Source organism: Streptomyces kaniharaensis (genome assembly GCF_009569385.1).
In the GTDB taxonomy this organism is placed as follows: domain Bacteria; phylum Actinomycetota; class Actinomycetes; order Streptomycetales; family Streptomycetaceae; genus Kitasatospora; species Kitasatospora kaniharaensis.
The window spans coordinates 3,606,674-3,625,749 of sequence record NZ_WBOF01000001.1 but is presented as its reverse complement, the minus strand read 5'-3'; the positions used below and the strand labels follow the sequence as shown (position 1 = coordinate 3,625,749).

Annotated in this window: 17 protein-coding genes and 1 pseudogene; 10 read left to right on the top strand and 8 right to left on the bottom strand. The window is 71.6% G+C overall.

Annotated elements, in window-relative coordinates; translation table 11 throughout:
• The first annotated feature begins 14 nt into the window (after nucleotides 1-14).
• The gene (locus tag F7Q99_RS16440; RefSeq protein ID WP_153462316.1) at nucleotides 15-644 is read left to right on the top strand and encodes a TetR/AcrR family transcriptional regulator; all 630 of its coding nucleotides are present in this window, start codon (nucleotides 15-17) and stop codon (nucleotides 642-644) included.
• Here the strand turns inward: F7Q99_RS16440 and F7Q99_RS16435 are convergent.
• A complete protein-coding gene (locus tag F7Q99_RS16435; RefSeq protein WP_407697791.1) occupies nucleotides 637-1,521 on the bottom strand; it encodes a hydrogen peroxide-inducible genes activator in 885 nt (294 codons plus the stop codon). The two genes, F7Q99_RS16440 and F7Q99_RS16435, sit on opposite strands and share 8 nt — an antisense overlap.
• 195 nt (nucleotides 1,522-1,716) lie before the next feature.
• Here F7Q99_RS16435 and F7Q99_RS16430 point away from each other — a divergent pair, with 195 nt between their 5' ends.
• Together F7Q99_RS16430 and F7Q99_RS16425 are read left to right on the top strand one after the other, a co-directional pair.
• Entirely contained in the window at nucleotides 1,717-2,268 is a 552-nt protein-coding gene (locus F7Q99_RS16430; protein ID WP_326846737.1) for a peroxiredoxin, read from the top strand.
• Nucleotides 2,269-2,271: 3 nt separating this feature from the next.
• Complete coding sequence (locus tag F7Q99_RS16425; protein ID WP_153462314.1) at nucleotides 2,272-2,814, top strand: alkyl hydroperoxide reductase; 543 nt, start codon at nucleotides 2,272-2,274, stop codon at nucleotides 2,812-2,814.
• 78 nt (nucleotides 2,815-2,892) lie between these two features.
• Here F7Q99_RS16425 and F7Q99_RS16420 read toward each other — a convergent pair whose 3' ends face one another.
• The 4 genes from F7Q99_RS16420 to F7Q99_RS16405 form a co-directional block, all read right to left on the bottom strand.
• Entirely contained in the window at nucleotides 2,893-4,308 is a 1,416-nt protein-coding gene (locus F7Q99_RS16420) for an AI-2E family transporter (protein ID WP_153462312.1), read from the bottom strand.
• Nucleotides 4,309-4,823: 515 nt separating this feature from the next.
• A complete protein-coding gene (locus F7Q99_RS16415) occupies nucleotides 4,824-5,561 on the bottom strand; it encodes an aggregation-promoting factor C-terminal-like domain-containing protein (RefSeq protein WP_326846736.1) in 738 nt (245 codons plus the stop codon).
• A gap of 449 nt (nucleotides 5,562-6,010) precedes the next feature.
• Nucleotides 6,011-7,342, bottom strand: a complete 1,332-nt coding sequence (locus F7Q99_RS16410) for a PhoH family protein (protein ID WP_326846735.1) — start codon at nucleotides 7,340-7,342, stop codon at nucleotides 6,011-6,013.
• 207 nt (nucleotides 7,343-7,549) lie between these two features.
• The gene (locus tag F7Q99_RS16405) at nucleotides 7,550-8,344 is read right to left on the bottom strand and encodes an isoprenyl transferase (RefSeq protein ID WP_153462308.1); all 795 of its coding nucleotides are present in this window, start codon (nucleotides 8,342-8,344) and stop codon (nucleotides 7,550-7,552) included.
• Between the two features lie 396 nt (nucleotides 8,345-8,740).
• On the opposite strand from F7Q99_RS16405, the gene F7Q99_RS16400 reads away from it, so the two are divergent.
• The gene (locus F7Q99_RS16400) at nucleotides 8,741-10,312 is read left to right on the top strand and encodes a chitinase (protein WP_153462305.1); all 1,572 of its coding nucleotides are present in this window, start codon (nucleotides 8,741-8,743) and stop codon (nucleotides 10,310-10,312) included.
• A 178-nt stretch (nucleotides 10,313-10,490) separates the two neighbouring features.
• Nucleotides 10,491-11,576, top strand: a complete 1,086-nt coding sequence (locus tag F7Q99_RS16395; protein ID WP_326846734.1) for an IS630 family transposase — start codon at nucleotides 10,491-10,493, stop codon at nucleotides 11,574-11,576.
• On the opposite strand, the gene F7Q99_RS16390 is transcribed toward F7Q99_RS16395, so the two are convergent.
• Nucleotides 11,573-12,169 (bottom strand): prepilin peptidase, encoded by a 597-nt coding sequence (locus F7Q99_RS16390; protein WP_195911090.1) that lies wholly within the window; start codon nucleotides 12,167-12,169, stop codon nucleotides 11,573-11,575. The genes F7Q99_RS16395 and F7Q99_RS16390 overlap by 4 nt on opposite strands.
• Nucleotides 12,170-12,378: 209 nt before the next feature.
• Between F7Q99_RS16390 and F7Q99_RS16385 the strand changes: the two genes are divergently transcribed.
• The 3 genes from F7Q99_RS16385 to F7Q99_RS16375 all read left to right on the top strand — a co-directional run bounded on the left by F7Q99_RS16385 (nucleotide 12,379) and on the right by F7Q99_RS16375 (nucleotide 15,223).
• Entirely contained in the window at nucleotides 12,379-13,137 is a 759-nt protein-coding gene (locus F7Q99_RS16385; RefSeq protein ID WP_153462301.1) for a hypothetical protein, read from the top strand.
• Between the two features lie 100 nt (nucleotides 13,138-13,237).
• The gene (locus F7Q99_RS16380; protein WP_153462299.1) at nucleotides 13,238-14,452 is read left to right on the top strand and encodes a pyridoxal phosphate-dependent aminotransferase; all 1,215 of its coding nucleotides are present in this window, start codon (nucleotides 13,238-13,240) and stop codon (nucleotides 14,450-14,452) included.
• A gap of 198 nt (nucleotides 14,453-14,650) precedes the next feature.
• On the top strand, nucleotides 14,651-15,223 hold the full coding sequence (locus F7Q99_RS16375; RefSeq protein WP_153462297.1) for an RICIN domain-containing protein: 573 nt from the start codon (nucleotides 14,651-14,653) through the stop codon (nucleotides 15,221-15,223).
• Nucleotides 15,224-15,380: 157 nt separating this feature from the next.
• Here F7Q99_RS16375 and F7Q99_RS16370 read toward each other — a convergent pair whose 3' ends face one another.
• Nucleotides 15,381-17,207, bottom strand: coding sequence for a phosphoenolpyruvate carboxykinase (GTP) (locus F7Q99_RS16370; protein ID WP_326846733.1), 1,827 nt, complete (start codon nucleotides 17,205-17,207; stop codon nucleotides 15,381-15,383).
• Nucleotides 17,208-17,491: 284 nt separating this feature from the next.
• Here F7Q99_RS16370 and trhA point away from each other — a divergent pair, with 284 nt between their 5' ends.
• Nucleotides 17,492-18,193, top strand: a complete 702-nt coding sequence (gene trhA, locus F7Q99_RS16365; protein WP_153462295.1) for a PAQR family membrane homeostasis protein TrhA — start codon at nucleotides 17,492-17,494, stop codon at nucleotides 18,191-18,193.
• Here trhA and F7Q99_RS16360 read toward each other — a convergent pair.
• A complete protein-coding gene (locus F7Q99_RS16360; protein WP_153462293.1) occupies nucleotides 18,164-18,631 on the bottom strand; it encodes a hypothetical protein in 468 nt (155 codons plus the stop codon). The genes trhA and F7Q99_RS16360 overlap by 30 nt on opposite strands.
• 246 nt (nucleotides 18,632-18,877) lie before the next feature.
• Between F7Q99_RS16360 and F7Q99_RS16355 the strand changes: the two are divergent.
• A pseudogene (locus tag F7Q99_RS16355) lies at nucleotides 18,878-19,004 on the top strand (TetR/AcrR family transcriptional regulator); the annotation flags it as partial.
• Nucleotides 19,005-19,076: the final 72 nt, after the last annotated feature.

Genomic DNA, 19,076 nt, shown 5'->3' with positions numbered 1-19,076 from the left:
GATACCCTGGCTGAATGGCACATGTCCCCGCCGCAGAACGCCGCCCCCAGCTGGTCCAGGCCGCCCTCGACCTGATGACCCGCGAAGGGATCGCGGCCGGCAGCACCCGGGCGATCGCGGCCGAACTCGGCGTCGCCCAGGCGACCGTGCACTACACGTTCGGCACCAAGAAGGACCTCTACCGGGCCGTCGTCGAACAGCTCACCGCGGACTTCATCGACCAGGTGCGGGCCGCCTCACCCGGCGACGGGCCGTTCGGCGAGCAGGTCCGCACCCTGGTGCACGCGCTCTGGGAGGCCGCCACCGGCGAGGCCGGGCGCTGCGTGCTGCTGAGCGAGTTCGAGTCGCTGGCGATGCGCGACCCGGACCTGCACGAGATCATGGCCGGGCTCCAGCGCGAGATCGAGGGCACCGCCACCGACATGCTCACCGCCCTCGCCGCGGCGCACGGCCTGACCCTGGCGATGCCGGCCCGCGATATCGCCGTCCTCTTCCTCGGCGGCTTCGACGGCCTGACGGCCCGTTACCTCGCACTGCGCGCCCCCGGCGGCGAGCCCGACCCGGACACCCTGCGGACGCTGGACCTGCTGGTCGCGACGATGGTCGGGCTCTGCCTGGGCGAGCCCGCCCGCAGCGCTATGTGACGATCCGGACCGGGAGTTCGGCCAGCACCTCGCGCAGCGAGGCGGCGAAACGGTCGTACTCGGCGCTGCGGGCCGAGCCCGGGCGGGTGGCCAGGCCGATCCGCCGGCCGGGCGCCGGGGCGGCGAAGCGGACGGCGGCCAGCCGGTCGGTGCGGCCGGCCTCGACGTCCAGGGCGGTCGCGGGCAGCAGCGTCACCCCGAGGCCGCCGGCGACCAGCTGAACCAGCGTCGACAGGCCGGCCGCCCGGGTGGTGGAGCCGCCCGGCTCGGCGCCGACCTCGCGGCAGATGTCGAGGGCCTGGTCGCGCAGGCAGTGACCCTCCTCCAGCAGCAGCACGTCCAGGTCGAGCAGCACGTCGCGCGGGACGTCCGCCCGCCCGGCGAGCGGGTGCTCGGGCGGGGTGACCAGGACGAAGTCCTCGTCGAACAGCGGGATGTCCCGGGTCTGCGAGGTGCCGCCGGCCGGGAGCGCGAGCAGCAGCACGTCCAGGCGCCCGGCGGCCAGCCCCTCCAGCAGCGAGGGCGTGCGCTCCTCGTGGACGTGCAGCTCCAGCTCCGGGTAGCGGTCGCGGACCAGCCGCAGCACGGTGGGCAGCAGGTAGGGCGCGACGGTCGGGATGACACCGAGGTGCAGCGGCCCGGTGAACGGCCGGCGGGCGGCCTCGACCTCCTCGGTGAGCGCCTGCAGCGAGGCGAGCACCCGGCGCGCGTGCTCGTGCACCCGTTCCCCGAGCGGCGTGACGATCACCTTGCGCGTCGTACGCTCGACCAGCTGCGCACCCAGCGACTCCTCCAGCGCCGCGACCGCCCCCGACAGGGCGGGCTGGCTGGTCCCGGTGGCGGCGGCCGCCTCCCGGAAGTGCCGGTACTCTGCCACCGCGACGAACGCCCTGAGCTGGGCGACCGTGGGCGTGCGGGGGCTGCGGGCGGTGGGGGGCTGAGTATTGATAGCTCTCTCCGATCAGACACATCGAGTGTAGCTATTTCCCTGATCAGTCCACGATGTGAAATCGTGGGGTCGTGTCCGCAATCCGGACAAACTCCCCTCAGTCTCACTTCAGGAGAAGCGAACGTGCTCACGATCGGTGACAAGTTCCCCGAGTTCGAACTCAACGCCTGCGTCGACCTGGACGCCGCGAACGCCTTCGCCGAGATCAACCACAAGTCCTACGAGGGCAAGTGGAAGGTCGTCTTCTTCTGGCCGATGGACTTCACCTTCGTCTGCCCGACCGAGATCGCCGCGTTCGGCAAGCTGAACGAGGAGTTCGCGGACCGTGACGCCCAGATCCTCGGCGTCTCCGGCGACTCCGAGTTCGTGCACCACGCCTGGCGCAAGGACCACAAGGACCTGCGCGACCTGCCGTTCCCGATGCTGGCCGACGTCAAGCACGACCTGATGCGCGCCTGCGGCGTCGAGGCCGCCGACGGCACCGCCCAGCGCGCGGTGTTCATCGTCGACCCGAACAACGAGATCCAGTTCGTCATGGTGACCGCCGGCTCCGTCGGCCGTAACCCCAAGGAGGTCCTGCGCGTGCTGGACGCCCTTCAGACCGACGAGCTGTGCCCCTGCAACTGGAACAAGGGCGACGACACCCTCGACGCCCAGGCCCTGCTGGCGGGCTGACCCATGGCCCTCGACGACCTGAAGTCCGCCCTCCCGGACTACGCCAAGGACCTCAAGCTCAACCTGGGCTCGGTCATCGGCAACTCCGACCTCCCCGCCCAGCAGCTGTGGGGCACCGTGCTCTCCTGCGCGATGGCCACCCGCAGCGCCACCGTGCTGCGCGCGCTGGAGCCCGAGGCCAAGGCCAACCTCTCCCCGGAGGCGTACAACGCCGCCAAGGGCGCCGCGGCCGTCATGGGGATGAACAACGTCTACTACCGGACGCTGCACCTGCTCTCCGACAAGGAATACAGCAGCATGCGGGCCGGTCTGCGGATGAACATCATCGGCACTCCCGGCGTCGAGAAGGTCGACTTCGAGCTCTGGTGCTTCGCCGTCTCGGCCATCAACGGCTGCGGCCAGTGCCTCGACTCGCACGAGGCCGTGCTCCGCAAGGCCGGCGTGGAGCGCGAGGTCATCCAGGCCTCGATGAAGATCGCCGCCGTCCTCCAGGCCGTGGCCGGTGTCCTCGACTCCGAGGCCGCCCTCGCCGCCGTCGACGCCTGACGGACCCACCCACGAAGAGCCACCACGGGCCCCGCCGGACACACCGTCCGGCGGGGCCCGTCGGCGTTCGCGCCGCCGTCAGTCGGCAGCCGGGGCGGCGGGCGGAGCGGCCGCGGTGCGTTCGGCGGCCTCGCGGGCGTTCTCCATGGCGGTGAAGACGGCCTGGCCGGCCTCGTTGCGGCGGCGCAGGTGCGTGACCACGGTGTTGGTGACGGCGATCAGCGGGACGGCGACGACCGCGCCGCCGATGCCTCCGATGATGCTGCCGGCCGCGACACCGAGGACGACGCCCAGCGGGTGGACCCGGACGGCACGGCCGAGGATGAGCGGCTGGAGCACGTGGCTCTCGATCTGCATCACCGCGACCAGCACGACGAGCACCATCAGCGCCGTCCACGGCCCCTGGGTGACCAGGGCGATCAGCACCGCGGCGGTACCCGTGACGAGTGCGCCGACCAGCGGGACGAAGGCGCCCAGGAAGATGATCACGGCCAGCGGCATCGCCAGCGGCACGCCGAGCAGGTCGATGCCCACGCCGACGCAGACCGCGTCGATGAACGCCACGCAGACGGTGCCGCGCACGTACGCGGTGAGCGTCGTCCAGGCCTTCGGGCCGGCCCCGGCCATCGCGAAGCGGGATTGCCGGGGCAGCCCGCGCAGTGCCCAGCTCCAGATCCGCTCACCGTCGTAGAGGAAGAAGAAGGTGGTGAAGAAGGTCATCAGCACGGCGGTCAGCACCTCGACGGCGATCTGCGCGCCGGTGAGCGAGGCCGAGGTGATCTGGTCGGTGTTGGTGGTGATCGCCTTGGTGATCTGGTTGGCGAAGTCGGCGATCTGCTGCTGGGTCAGGTGCAGCGGGCCGGTGGTCAGCCAGTCCCGCAGCTGGATCACACCCCGCTGGACCTGGCTGGTGACGGTGGACAGGTTGGTGCTGACCTGCCAGACCACGAACCAGCCCACCAGCCCGATTCCGGCCAGACCGCTCAGGAACACCCCGCCGGCCGCGAGCGAGCGCGGCACGCCGTGGCGGCGCAGCCAGGAGACGGAGGGCTCCAGCAGCGCGGAGATCAGCAGCGAGGCCAGCACCGCGAAGGCGACCAGGCGCAGCATGTCGACGACGTAGAAGACGACGTAGAGCGCGGCGCCGAGGAGCAGCAGCCGCCAGGTCGACTCGGCGGCCACCCGCAGGCCCCACGGCACGGCCTCGGCCGGGGTGGCGGGCCGGCCGGGGTGGAGGTCCCGCCCGTGGGCACCGTGCGTGGCGGGCGCGGCCGGTGCCGCGGGGGCGGAGGCGGGCGGCGTCGGGTCCGGGTCGGTGCGCGGGACGGGGAGCGGTCCGGCCGCCTCGGGCAGGGCGGGGACGGCAGGCGCCTCGACGTCGTGCGGGTCGGCCGTCATCGCGGCACGCCGGCGCCGTTCGATCACGGCGGCCGCGCTCGCCACCACGGCCATGCCCTTGGCCACGGCCTTGAAGGCCTTCCCGCCCCGCGCCATCCTCGCTACCGCCGCTCCCGTGCCGGTCCGCCGGTGCCCGGCGGTACGCCGTGGGTCCCGCCACGGCCGTCAGGGATGACGCTACCCGGCCGGGGTGCGGCAAGTCCGGCCGCCCGGTGGGTTCGGCGTGATCGGGCGCGGTTCGAACGCCCGGGCCCGGGCCGACAATGACGGCAAAAGGTGACAAACGCTGAGGTTTCAGTCACCTGGCGCTGGGGAGGAGTCGGACGAGACCCCGAAGCCGGAGCAGACCCGAAGCCATCTGTCCGCGGACCGGCCGGTGCGGGAAGCAACCAGGACCCCTTCCCGCGCCCCGCGTCCGCACCCAGGACCGCACCGCCCGCAGGCGCACTGGTCAGCGCGGCCCGGGCGGCGCGGCCCGCCTGTTCGGCACGGAGTCGGCACGAGGGAAATGGCGAGAGGGGTAACGAGGGAGAAACGGCACGGCCCCCGGCCGCTCACCGAGTGAGCGGCCGGGGGCCGTGGCACGGAGTTCGCCGTGAAGGCGGTGGCTCCTAGTACCAGCTGTGGGCCTGCCAGAACGACCAGGCGCCGCAAGGGCTGCCGTAGCGGCTGTTCATGTAGCTGAGGCCCCACTTGATCTGGGTCGCCGGGTTGGTGCGCCAGTCGGCGCCGGCCGAGGCCATCTTGGAGCCGGGCAGCGCCTGGACCAGGCCGTATGCGCCGGAGCTGCTGTTGGTCGCGGTGTAGTCCCAGCCGCTCTCGCGCTTCACGATCTGGCTGAAGCACTGGAACTGGGTGTCGTCGCCGACGATCTGCCGGGCCATGTCCTGCACCGAGCCCGGGGTGACCGAGACGGCCGGCGCGGAGCTGGTGCTGTCGGTGGCGGCCATCGCCGAACGGGCCTTGGAGCGGTTGGCGGCGGCCTCGTCGGCCTTCCGCTTCTCCTCGGCGGCCTTGGCGGCGTCGGCCTTGGCCTGGGCATCGGCCTTCGCCTGGGCGTCCGCGGCGGCCTTCTGGCGCGCGGCCTCCTCGGCGGCCTTCTGCTCGGCGGCGGCCTTGGCGGCGGCGTCGGCGGAGGCCTGCTGGGCGGATGCCTGCTGGCCGATGTTGTCACTGATGGTCTGCGCCTGGGCGCCAGAGGGGACTTCGGCAAGCAGGGTCGCGCCGGCGACGTCGACCGTCTGCGTGGCCTTGCCCTCGCTGCCCGAGGCCATACCCACGACGGCACCGACTGCGGTGACGGCGGTGGCGGAGGCCACAGCAACTCCCCGGACCGAGATCCGAGTCACATGGATTCCTTCCAGCATCGCCCACGCGTGACCGTACGGGCGCAACATGCCCCTTGGCACGGACCTCCGCAGGTGCTCTGGTCACGGGAGGTGCTGGCCCGGCGTCCGGCCGAGGTGAGGCGACCGGGCGTTGGAATCGGGCGGCGTACGGCTCATCGGTCTTCAATTGTGCGTCCACCGACCGAAGTTGGTGGACCTTCCGGGCCGGACTTCCGGGGTCCGGAAGCCCTGCCGCGCCGTACGCGGGGCCTGACAGAACCCTCACCATGCCGCACCGGGCACGGTCGACGCAATTCCCGCCCACGTGGCGCATGTCACATCGATCGCACGGGAGTTCTCCGGACAGAAACCACTCGATGTGATGAAAGGGGCGAGGCCCGCCCCGTCAGGAGCGGGCCTCACGCCCGGAGTTGACCGGATTGTCCGACTATGTCCCGGTCAGGGGCGGATCACGGGCTGATGTCCTCCAGCATCTCCGTGACCAGCGCCGCGATCGGCGAACGCTCCGAGCGGGTGAGCGTGATGTGCGCGAACAGCGGATGCCCCTTCAGCTTCTCCACCACCGCCACCACACCGTCGTACCGGCCCACCCGGAGGTTGTCCCGCTGCGCCACGTCGTGGGTGAGCACCACCCGCGAGCCCTGGCCGATCCGGGACAGCACCGTCAGCAGGACGTTCCGCTCCAGCGACTGCGCCTCGTCCACGATCACGAAGGCGTCGTGCAGCGAGCGCCCCCGGATGTGGGTGAGCGGCAGGACCTCCAGCATCCCCCGCGCGATGACCTCCTCGATCACGTCCGGGGTGGTGACGGCGGAGAGGGTGTCGAAGACCGCCTGCGCCCAGGGGCTCATCTTCTCCGTCTCGGAGCCCGGCAGATAGCCGAGCTCCTGGCCGCCGACCGCGTACAGCGGCCGGAAGACCATCACCTTGCGATGCTGCCTCCGCTCCAGCACCGCCTCCAGCCCCGCACAGAGCGCCAGCGCGGACTTGCCGGTGCCGGCCCGGCCACCCATCGAGACGATGCCGACGTCCGGGTCGAGCAGCAGGTCCAGCGCCACCCGCTGCTCGGCGCTGCGCCCGCGCAGGCCGAACGCCTCCCGCTCGCCGCGCACCAGCCGGATCCGCCCGTCCCCGGCGACCCGGCCTAGCGCCCGGCCGCGCTCCGACGTGAGCACCAGTCCGGTGTGGACGGGCAGCCCTGCGGCCTCCTCGATGTCGACCGCGGCGTCATGACCGGCCGCGAACAACGCGTCCACGTCCTCGGCCCGGACGTGCAGCTCGGCCATGCCCGTCCAGCCGGAGGTGATCGCCAGCTCGGCCCGGTACTCCTCGGCGAGCAGGCCCACCGAACTGGCCTTGATCCGCAGCGGCAGGTCCTTGGAGACGACGGTGACGTCGTAGCCCTCGGCCTGCAGGTTGCGGGCGACCGCGAGGATCCGGGTGTCCGCCTCACCGCCGGCCCGGTAGCCGACCGGCAGTATCGACAGGTCGGAGTGGTTGAGCTCGACCCGGATGGTGCCGCCGAGCTCGCCGACCGGGATCGGCTCGTCGAGCCGTCCGTGGCGGATCCGGTAGTCGTCGAGCAGTCGCAACGCCTGGCGGGCGAAGTAGCCCAGCTCGGGGTGGTGTCGCTTGGCCTCCAACTCGGTGACGACCACCACCGGGAGGACGACCTCGTGCTCCTCGAAGCGGGTCATGGCGAGAGGGTCCGCCAGAAGCACGCTGGTGTCGAGAACGTACGTGCGCCGGTCTGGTGTCCGGCGGCTCTTGGAACTGACCACTAGGCCTCCAGAGCGAATGACCCTGCGTCATCCGCGGCAAGCCGGCCCCCGCTGCCCCGGTGGCCTCGGGACCGGACTGACCGGAGTATTCCCAGGCGAGGGGCGGTGCATTCGTGCCCCCGGCGAACTGACGGATCATTGCCGGTGAACGTTTGGCCTCGCGCGGAGGCCGGGTAGGCCAGCCCTACTGGGGGTCGGCCGGCGGGGTCAGAGGCCCATCCGCCGGTGCCGCTCCTCGTACGCGCGCAGCGCCCGCAGGAAGTCGACCTTGCGGAAGGCCGGCCAGTACGCCTCGCAGAAGTAGAACTCGCTGTGCGCGCTCTGCCAGAGCAGGAAGCCGGAGAGGCGCTGTTCGCCCGAGGTGCGGATGATCAGGTCCGGGTCGGGCTGGTTGCGGGTGTAGAGGTGCTCGGCGATGTGCTCGACGTCCAGGATCTCGGCCAGTTCCTCGATCGAGGTGCCGCGCCCGGCGTGCTCCTGGAGCAGCGAGCGGACGGCGTCGGCGATCTCGTGCCGGCCGCCGTAGCCGACCGCGACGTTGACGGTGATGCCGTCGATCCCGGCGGTCTCCTCGGCGGCCCGCTTGAGCACGTCGGCGGTGTGCTGCGGGAGCAGGTCCAGCGCGCCGACCGGGTGCACCTTCCAGCGGCGGGCGGCGGCGAGGCCGGTCACGGCGTCCTCGATGATCCCGAGCAGCGGGACGAGTTCGTCGGCGGGCCGGTCGAGGTTGTCGGTGGAGAGCATCCAGAGGGTGACGACCTTGACGTGCGTCTCGTCGCACCAGCCGAGGAACTCGCTGATCTTGTCGGCGCCGCGCTGGTGGCCGTACGCGGTGGAGCCGCCGGTGGCCTTGGCCCAGCGGCGGTTGCCGTCCAGGATCACGCCGATGTGGTGCGGGGTGCGCGCCAGGTGGACCTCGACCCGGCGGCCGTAGAGCCCGTACATACCGTCCAGCAGGGTGCGCAGCCCCGGCGTGCGTTCCACGACATCGCGCAGACCCATTGTCTCGGCCCCTCCGTGCTCATTTCATCGGGTTCGTCACCACCCCGGCGCAGCCTACTCCGGCAGGCGGGCGGCCGGGAAAGCCGCAGGTAGCGGTCTGGTCACGGTCCTGTACGAAGTTTGTCGCAGCGGGCGTGTCGGGCGCCGGTGAGCCGCGCCACGGCGCCGGACACGGAACGGTCTCCGCTTCCTTAAGGCAACCGTAAGCCGTCGGTCCGGTGCTTGACGACCGGCAATGGTCTAGTCCAGCTTGTGAACCAGGACGGAACGAGCTCGGCGGACCGGATCGCGGCCCCCGCCCCTCCCCCTGCACCTTCTGCGGATCTCCCTTCCCCCACACGCGGCCGCCGCGCCCCCCACCGCGGCGGCCGCTTCTTCCCCAGGAGCGTCACTCCCATGGCCCGTACGCCGAACCAGCCCGCGCACGAGCGCCGGCGCAGCCCCCTCCCGGCCGTCGCGGCCGGTGCGACCGCCCTCGCCCTGGCCGGCGGCGGCCTCGCCCTCTTCGCCGGCGGCGCCGGCGCGGCCCTTGGCAACCTGGTCGCCAACGGCGGCTTCGAGAGCGGCCTGGCCGGCTGGACCTGCACCGGCACCGCCACTGCCGTCGGCAGTCCGGTCCACTCCGGCACCGGCGCGCTCCAGGCCACGCCGGGCGCCGCGGACACCGCCGAGTGCACCCAGACCATCAGCGTGCTGCCCGACACCGGCTACTCGCTGAGCGCGTGGGTCCAGGGCCCGTACGTCTACCTCGGCGCGCGCGGCACCGGCGGCACCGACCCGAGCACGTGGTCCGGCCAGAGCAGCTGGAACCAGCTGTCCACCACCTTCACCACCGGGCCCGGCGCCACCAGCGTCACGCTGTACCTGCACGGCTGGTACGGCCAGGGCGCCTACCTCGCCGACGACGTCAGCCTGATCGGCCCGGGCGGCGCCCCGACGCCGAGCCCGACCGCCACGGCCACCCCGTCACCGACCGCCACCCCGACGGTCACCCCCACCCGGACCGCCACGCCGACCGCGACCGCCTCGCCGACGGCCACCGCGACCGGCACCACCCCGCCGGCCACCGGCCTGCCCGCGCACGTCGTCACCGGCTACTGGCAGAACTTCGACAACGGCTCGACCCCGCAGCGCCTGGGCGACGTCCAAAGCGCCTACGACGTCATCGCGGTCTCCTTCGCCGACGCCGTGCCGACCCGGACCGGCGCGATCGGCTTCACCCTGGACCCGGGCCTGTCCAAGGCCCTCGGCGGCTACACGGACGCGCAGTTCCGCGCCGACATCAGGGCCAAGCAGGCGGCCGGCAAGAAGGTCGTCCTCTCCATCGGCGGCCAGAACGGCGCGATCACCGTCGGCGACGCCACGGCCGGTGCCGCGTTCGCCGACAGCGCCTACTCGATCCTCAGGGATTACGGCTTCGACGGCATCGACGTCGACCTGGAGAACGGCGTCCAGCCCGGCCCGCTCGGCGACGCGCTGCACGCTCTGCGGGCCAAGGCCGGTGGGGGGTTCGTCCTCACCATGGCCCCCGAGACCATCGGGATGTACAGCACCGCCGGCGCCTACTTCCAACTGGCGCTGAACACCAAGGACATCCTCACCGTCGTCAACACCCAGTTCTACAACTCGGGCGGCATGAACGGCTGTGACGGCAAGGTCTACAACCAGGGCACCGTCGACTTCATCACCTCGCAGGTCTGCACCCACATCCAGGGCGGCCTGCGGCCCGACCAGGTCGGCATCGGCGTCCCCGCCTCCGGCCGGGCGGCGGGCAGCGGCTACGTCGACCCTGCGGTGGTGAACAACGCGCTGAACTGCCTGGCCACCGGCAACGGCTGCGGCGGCTTCGTGCCGCCGGCAAAGTGGCCGACCATCCGCGGCGCGATGACCTGGTCCACCAACTGGGACGCCAACAACGGCAACGCGTTCTCCACCACGGTCGGCCCGTTCGTCCACCGGATGCCGTGAGCGCCGCGAGGCCGTAACTCCCCTCGGCGCGCCGCTCCTTGAGGACTGAGCCCACGCGCCGAGGGCGGGGCCCTAGTGAGCTGGTTCGGAGTCGGTCCGTCGCCTCATGAGTTGCCGTGCGTACCGACTTCCTGGGAACGGCTGCGGCTTGGGCCTTGGGCGCGGTGTGCTGGGGTGCGTGGGTGACAGCAGGCTGAAGCCGCTTGTGCTCTCCGAGGCGGAGCGGCAGGTGTTGCAGGGCTGGGTGAAGCGCCGGACGACCGCGCAGGGGCTGGCCCTGCGGGCACGGATCGTCCTGGCGTGTGCGGAGGGCGGCAGCAACCTCGCGGTGGCGGCCCGACTGGGCGTGAACCGCGGGACCGTGACGAAGTGGCGGGCCCGGTTCCTGCGCGCACGGCTGGACGGCCTGACAGACGAGCCGCGCCCCGGGGTCCCACGTACCATCACCGATGCCCAGGTGGAGGAAGTGGTCGTGCGAACCCTGGAGGAGGTGCCGGACGGCGGCACGCACTGGTCCAAACGCGAGCTGGCCAGGAAGATCGGCATCTCACCCTCCAGCGTGCTGCGGATCTGGCACGCGTTCGGGCTGCAGCCCTGGCGCACGGAGGTGTTCAAGGTCTCCCCGGACCCGCAGCTGATCGACAAGATCCGGGACGTCGTGGGCCTCTACCTGGCGCCGCCGGCGAACGCGGCGGTGTTCGCGGTCGACGAGAAACCGCAGATCCAGGCACTGGAGCGGACCGCCCCGGTGCTGCCGATGCTGCCCGGGGTGCCCGAGCGCCGCAGTTTCGACTACGTCCGCCACGGCACCGTCGACCTGTTCGCGGCCCTGGACATCGCGACCGGAAAGGTGATCGGGAAGCTGTCGGCTCAGCACCGGGCGGTGGACTTCCGGGACTTCCTCGACGAGATCGACCGCCAGACCGAGCCCGGTCTGGCGGTCCACGTGATCTGCGACAACCTGTCGGCTCACAAGGCGCCCGTGGTGCATCGCTGGCTGCTGGCGCATCCGCGTTTTCAGCTGCACTTCACGCCGACGTACTCGTCGTGGATCAACCAGGTCGAGCGGTGGTTCGCCGAACTGGAACGGCGTTGCCTCGAACGCGGCGTGCACTGCTCGCTGGACGACCTCAAGGCCAGCCTTGAGAACTGGATCAAGGTTTGGAACGAGAGCGCCAAGCCGTTCAGGTGGACCAAGACCGCCGACCAGATCATCGATCGAATCTGCCGCTACTGCTCACGCATCTCCGAACCAGCTCACTAGCGGGCCAGCACCGCCAGCAGGGTGCCGAGCAGCAGGAACGGGCCCACCGGGATGTCGAGTCCGCGCACCGGCCGGCGGCGCGCCAGCGCGGCAGCCGCCCGGACGATCGCCCACAGGCCGGCCAGCAGGACGGTGCAGAACAGCCCGCTGAACGCCACGCCCCAGCCGTACCAGCCGAGCAGGCCGCCCAGCGCGAACGCCAGCGGGGAGTCCCCGGGGCCCATCAGGCCCAGCCAGACGGGCAGTTCGAAGAGCGCGCCGGCGGTCAGCGCCACCAGCAGGCAGCGCACCAGCACCCCGGGGCTGCCCTCGGCCAGCGCCGCCACCGCCAGCAGCACGGCCAGCCCGGCGGCCAGCGGCACGGTCAGCCGGTACGGCAGCCGGCGCACCCGGCCGTCGACGAAGGCGAGCACCACACCGAGCGCGGCCGCCCAGCCCAGCGCCGCCGCCGACGGGCCGTCCGCGGCGAGCAGCACCGCGACGGCGACCGCCGCCGCGGCCGACTCCACCGTCCAGGCCGCGGCGCCCAGCCGCTCGCGGCACCCCGGACAGCGTCCGCCCGGCGGCAGCACCTGCGTCGGACGTGCACACAACGGGCATACACGGCACCAGGGTTCACCCTCGGGCACGGCAAATCGGGCAACCAGGCCCCGCAGCAGTGGAGCTACCAGAAAACCGGCCAGTACGGCCCCGGCGGCGGCTAGCATCACCGGCGCAACCCCCTCTCGATCGGCGCCCGCATGACAGTCGGGACGCCCGGCGGGCGGGCCCACCGACCACATCATCCAACGGGGGAGAGACCGTGACGAAGACCCGGCCCTTAGGAAAGATCGCCCGCGCCGGCGTCCCGGCGGCGGCGCTCGCGCTGCTGCTGGCCGCCTGCGGGCCGGACAACTCCGACCCGGTCGCCGCGAGCACGGACACCCCGGCCGCACCGCCCGTCACCGCCCCGGCCGCCGCTCCCGCCGGCACACCGACCGGCGCAGCTCCCCCGGCCAGCCGCGCCCCGGCGCCGGGCGGGTCGAGCGCCCCCGCGGCGGGTGGGTCGAATGCCCCCGCGGCGGGCGGGGACGCGCCGCAGCCGGTGGCCACCGCCGGGGGCAACAACGTCACGCAGATCAGCTACGACCGCCCGCTGCCGCTCGGCGCCACCGGCCGCTACCTCGGCAAGAGCTCGACCGTGGACGCCACCGCGGTCTCGATCACCAAGGGCACCGCCGCCGAGATCGCCCCGTTCGCCTTCATGCCGGACCTGACCAACGGCAAGACGCCGTACTACGTCACCATGACGTTCACCAACCGCACCGGCACCCCGCTGGCCCAGGACGCCTACATGATGCGGGCCTGGGTGAAGCCCAGGGACCACTCGGCGGGCACGCTGCCCGCGCCGACCCTGCAGAGGTCCATCCCGCAGTGCGACACGAAGTCGCTGGTGCCGCTCGCGGACGGGCAGTCGGTGAAGCTGTGTGCCGTCTATCTCGTTCCGAACGACAATCCGCCCGCGTTCCTCACGTACGGGAACATCCTGGACACCGCGCCCCTGGTTTGGAAGGTCGGCTGACGGCCCCGCCTGCCGATCCAAGGAGGCCGCTCAGGGCCCGTCGGTGCGCGTGCCGGAACGCGCGCCGCCGGGCCCGCCGGTGCCCCTAAAGTAGGCAGGCATGCAGGTCATCCAGTCCAGCAAGCTCGCCAACGTCTGTTACGACATCCGCGGCCCGGTGCTCGACGAGGCGATGCGGCTGGAGGAACAGGGCCACCGCATCCTCAAGCTCAACACCGGCAACCCCGCCGTGTTCGGCTTCGAGGCGCCCCCGGAGATCCTCCAGGACATCCTGCGCAACCTCGCGGGCGCGCACGGCTACGGGGACTCCAAGGGCCTCCTCTCCGCCCGCCGCGCCGTCGTCATGCACTACGAGGACCGCGGCCTGCACGACCTCACCGTCGAGGACGTCTTCCTCGGCAACGGCGTCTCCGAGCTCATCCAGCTCGCCATGACCGCGCTGCTGGACGACGGCGACGAGGTGCTCGTCCCGGCGCCCGACTACCCGCTCTGGACCGCCTCCGTCTCGCTGGCCGGCGGCACCGCGGTGCACTACCGCTGCGACGAGCAGGCCGAGTGGTACCCGGACCTCGCCGACATCGAGGCCAAGGTCACCGACCGGACCCGGGCCATCGTGGTGATCAACCCGAACAACCCGACCGGCGCGGTCTACCCGCGCGAGGTGCTGGAGGGCATCGTCGAGATCGCCCGCCGGCACAAGCTGGTGGTCTACGCGGACGAGATCTACGACAAGATCCTCTACGACGACGCCGAGCACATCCCGCTGGCCACGCTCGCGCCGGACCTCTTCTGCGTCACCTTCAACGGCCTCTCCAAGGCCTACCGGGTGGCCGGCTTCCGCTCCGGCTGGATGGTCCTGTCCGGCGACCGCCAACGGGCCCGCAGCTACATCGAGGGCCTCACGGTGCTCGCCTCGATGCGGCTGTGCGCCAACATGCCGGCCCAGCACGCGGTGGCCGCGGCGCTCGGCGGGCGGCAGTCGATCCGCGACCTCGTCCTGCCCGGCGGGCGGCTGCTGGCCTCGCGCGACGCCGCGTACCGGCTGCTGAACGAGATCCCCGGTGTCAGCTGCGTCAAGCCGAAGGGCGCGCTGTACGCGTTCCCGCGGCTGGACCCGAAGGTCTACAAGATCAAGGACGACGCCCAGATGGTGCTGGACCTGCTGCGCGCCCAGCGCATCCTGCTGGTCCAGGGCACCGGCTTCAACTGGCCCGAGCCGGACCACTTCCGGCTGGTCACGCTGCCCCGGGCCGAGGAGATCACGGACGCGGTCACTCGGATCGGGGACTTCCTCAGCGGCTACGCCCAACCTTGACCTCCCGTTTGATCAGGAGACACCGCCCCGGGAGTAGTATTCCCGCGCGTCGGCGGCCCGGGTACCTCCCCGGGCCGTAGGGGGGACGGGCCGGTCGGTGGTGCGCCGCGGCCCGGGCCGACGCGGACACCGAGGCGCTCCACCGCCCGGATGGCTCCGCTCCCCTGCCCCCACTCCTCCGCAAGGGACCGGTCCGCCTTGACCATCCGCATTCCGCTCACCCATGCCCGCGCCGCCGCGGCCGTCGCCGGCGCCGCCGTCGCGCTGGCCGCCGCCCTGCCGGCCACGCCCGCCGCCGCGTACAACGGCGGCTTCCGCAACCCGACGTCGAGCACCATCGTGAACGCCCACTCCGGCAAGTGCCTGGAGATCGCCGACTGGCGCACCGACAACGGCGCCCCCGCCCGCCAGTGGGACTGCACCGGCGGCGCCAACCAGCGGTGGGACTACGTGCCCGACAGCGGCGGCTTCCGCCTGGTGAACCGCTTCTCCGGCAAGTGCCTGGAGATCGCCGACTGGAGCCACGAGTACGGCGCCCCCGCCCGCCAGTGGGACTGCACCGGCGGCTGGAACCAGCACTGGAACTACGCCGGCGACATCGGCTCGCGCAACGAGCTCGGCCTGCAGAACCTCAACTCGGCCATGAAGCTCGAGATCGCCGACTGGCGCACCGACAACGGCGCCCCCGCCCGTCAGTGGCCGAGCTCCACGACCGGCGTCTGCCAGGGCAACCAGGCCTGGATCACCGCCATCACCCGGACCCCCTGGTAACACCCCGGCTCCGAAAACACTACGGCCGGAGTCCCGGCACGGACGATCTCCTTGGTCGGGGAAAGATCGTCCGGCGGGGCTCCGGCCGTCCTGTCGCTCGGCCGGTGCGCAGTTCGTGCGGCGCACCGGCCTCTGTCATCGCTGAGGCTCAGGAGGCTCAGCCGAGACGCGCGACCAGGTCTCGGTACTCGTCCCACAGCTCCTTCGGGGTGTGGTCGCCGAACAGCTCCAGGTGGGCCGGCACGAGCGCGGCCTCCTGGCGCCAGATGTCGGCGTCCACGGTGAAGAGCAGGTCGAGGTCGTCCTTGGACAGCTCCAGGCCGTCCAGGTCGAAGCCTTCGGTGGTGGGCAGCACGCCGATCGGGGTCTTCACGCCCTCGCCGGTGCCCTCCAGCCGCTCGACGATCCACTTGAGCACGCGGCTGTTCTCGCCGTAGCCGGGCCAGACGAACTTGCCCTCGGCGTTCTTGCGGAACCAGTTCACGTAGTAGATCTTCGGCAGCTTCGACGCGTCCGCCTGCGCGCCGACCTTCAGCCAGTGGGCGAAGTAGTCGCCCATGTTGTAGCCGCAGAACGGCAGCATCGCGAACGGGTCGCGGCGCAGCTCGCCGACGGTGCCCTCGGCGGCGGCGGTCTTCTCGGAGGCGATGTTGGCGCCGAGGAAGACGCCATGCTGCCAGTCGAAGGACTCGGTCACCAGCGGGACGGCGGTGGCGCGCCGGCCGCCGAACAGGATCGCCGAAATCGGCACGCCCGCCTGGTCCTCCCACTCGGGGGCGATGGTCGGGCACTGCGCGGCCGGGACGGCGAAGCGGGCGTTCGGGTGGGCGGCCGGGGTGCCGGACTCGGGGGTCCAGTCGTTGCCGCGCCAGTCGGTCAGGTGCGCCGGGGGCTCCTCGGTGAGGCCCTCCCACCACACGTCGCCGTCGTCGGTGAGGGCGACGTTGGTGAAGACGGTGTTGCCCCAGAGGGTGTCGATGGCGTTGGCGTTGGTGTCCACGCCGGTGCCGGGGGCGACGCCGAAGAAGCCGGCCTCCGGGTTGATGGCGTAGAGGCGGCCGTCGGCGCCGAAGCGCATCCAGGCGATGTCGTCGCCGATCGTCTCGACCTTCCAGCCCGGGACGGTCGGCTGGAGCATGGCCAGGTTGGTCTTGCCGCAGGCCGACGGGAAGGCGGCGGCGACGTACTTGACCTCACCGGAGGGCGGAGTGAGCTTCAGGATGAGCATGTGCTCGGCCAGCCAGCCCTCGTCGCGGGCCATGGTCGAGGCGATGCGCAGCGCGTAGCACTTCTTGCCGAGCAGGGCGTTGCCGCCGTAGCCCGAGCCGAAGGACCAGATCTCCTTGGTCTCCGGGAAGTGCGAGATGTACTTGGTGGTGTTGCACGGCCACGGGACGTCCGCCTCGCCCTCGGCGAGCGGGGCGCCGACGGTGTGCACGGCCTTGACGAAGTCCCCGTCCTCGCCGAGCTGGTCGAGCACCGCCTTGCCCATGCGGGTCATCACGCGCATCGACACGGCGACGTAGGCGGAGTCGGTGATCTCGACGCCGTAGGCGGCCAGCGGGGAGCCGACCGGGCCCATCGAGAACGGCACGACGTACATCGTGCGGCCCTTCATCGCACCGCGGAACAGACCCTTCTCGCCCTGGAAGATCTCGCGCATCTCGGCGGGAGCCTTCCAGTTGTTGGTGGGGCCGGCGTCCTTCTCCTGCTCGGAGCAGATGAAGGTGCGGTCCTCCACGCGCGCCACGTCCGTGGGGTCCGAGGCGGCGTAGTAGGAGTTGGGGCGCTTCTCCTCGTTCAGCTTCTTGAAGGTGCCCTGAGCCACCAGCAGGTCCGCGAGGCGCTGGTACTCCTCGTCGGAGCCGTCGCACCACTCGATGCGGTCCGGCTGGGTGAGCTCAGCGATCTCGCTCACCCACGCCAGCAGGCGCTGGTGACGGGTGGGCGCGGACGCGCTGACAGCAGAGATCTCGTACGACACGATCGCTCCGTTTCACGCCATCTCGGCGGGGAGGCGGCGTAGCGGGGGTCTGAGGGTGCTTGCAGCGTAGCCCCGGCCTTCGGCGCGGATTGCGGCGCAGCGGTGAAATTGACGCATCTTTTACTACGTAAAGTATCATTACTGGCCAGTAACAGGTCGCCTACATCCCGGACGGCGTGCGCGGGGCCACACTTCAAATGCTCCAAAACGTCCAAGAGTGATGATCGCCACTTCCTACGGGCTGGTAACCTACGGATCCGTAGGTCGCCGGTAGCATGCCGCGCATGACTGCTGAGTTCGCGGAGCGCACGAAGGGGGCGGCCGGCCCGGTGCGCCCGGACGGCGCCGAGGGCAAGCCGAAGTGGCGCGGCTGGCTGCACGCCGGAATGTTCCCCGCCACGGTCGCCGCCGGGATCGTGCTGATCTGCCTGGCCGACTCCACGCCCGCCAAGATCGCCTGCGCGATCTACTCGGCCAGCGCCTGGTTGCTGTTCGGGGTCAGCGCGGTCTACCACCGCTTCAACTGGGGCCCGCGCGGCGACGCCGTCCTGCGCCGGCTGGACCACGCGAACATCTTCCTGATCATCGCGGGCACCTACACGCCGTTCACGATCCTGTTGCTGAAGGGCGCCGCCCAGCAGGTGCTGCTCTGGGCGGTCTGGGGCGGCGCGCTGGCCGGGATCGCGTTCCGGGTGTTCTGGGTCGGCGCGCCGCGCTGGCTGTACACCCCGGTGTACATCGCGCTGGGCTGGGCCGCCGCCTTCTTCCTGCCCGACTTCCTGCGCACCGGCGGTGTCGCCGTCCTGGTGCTGATGATCGTCGGCGGGGTGCTCTACAGCATCGGCGGTGTGGTGTACGGGCTCAAGCGGCCCGATCCGTCACCGCGCTGGTTCGGGTTCCACGAGGTGTTCCACGCCTTCACCCTCGGCGCGTTCATCGTGCAGTACGTCGGGGTGTCACTGGTGGCCTACAACACGGCCGGCTGAGTCCGGCGCGGCACCACGGGCGGTCGTCCGGTCCACGGACCGGGTGACCGCCCGTTCCGCTGTCCACGGGTGCTCGTGCGGTGCCCGGCCCTGCGGGCGGCGCGAGTGCGGGGAGCCGTCAGGCTCGCGGTCGGCGCGAGTACGGTCGCGGGCCTGGCGGGCGTCCAGCGCCTCCCGGGCCCGGCGGCAGCGTTCGCAGTGCGCGGCACCCGGGGAGCCCGCGGACGAGCGGTGCCTCTCCGGTGCCTTCGACTGGTGGAGGGCCCGCCAGCGCCGGCCGACGTACACCATGAGCAGCAGCACCTCGACCCCGGCGACCGCCAGGACCAGCACCGCACCGTTGATCAGATAAGCCGCGACGACGGCCAGCGCGGACGCCACCACCACCGCCGCGCCCCACACCTGGGCACTCGCCTTCTTGTCGTCCGTGTCGGCCATGCGGCTCCCCTTTCCCGGCGCCGGGCTCGTGGTCGGCTCCTGCCGCTCCACCCCTTCTCCGCTCTCGGCACACCTCGGCCAGCACTGACCGATTGCCACATGATATCTACCGACAGTCACCCATAACCGCCCCCGAGCGGCGAACAGCAGATCAACGTTGCGTCAATTCCGTGTGCGGAAACAGCACTTGCAGGACACGCAACGGAGTGTGCGCGCATGGACACGCATCGCCACCTGACGGCCACCGAACAGGGCTACGACAACACCACGGTGGAGCAGATCGCGGCGGCGGCCGAGGTCTCCCCGTCCACCTTCTTCCGGTACTTCGCCACCAAGGAGGACCTCGTCCTCTCCGACGAGTACGATCCGGCGATCCCCCGGCGAACCCGCTCTCCAGCAGGGCGAGACCGTGCTGACCCGGCGGGCCAGCGTCGAGGAGCCCACC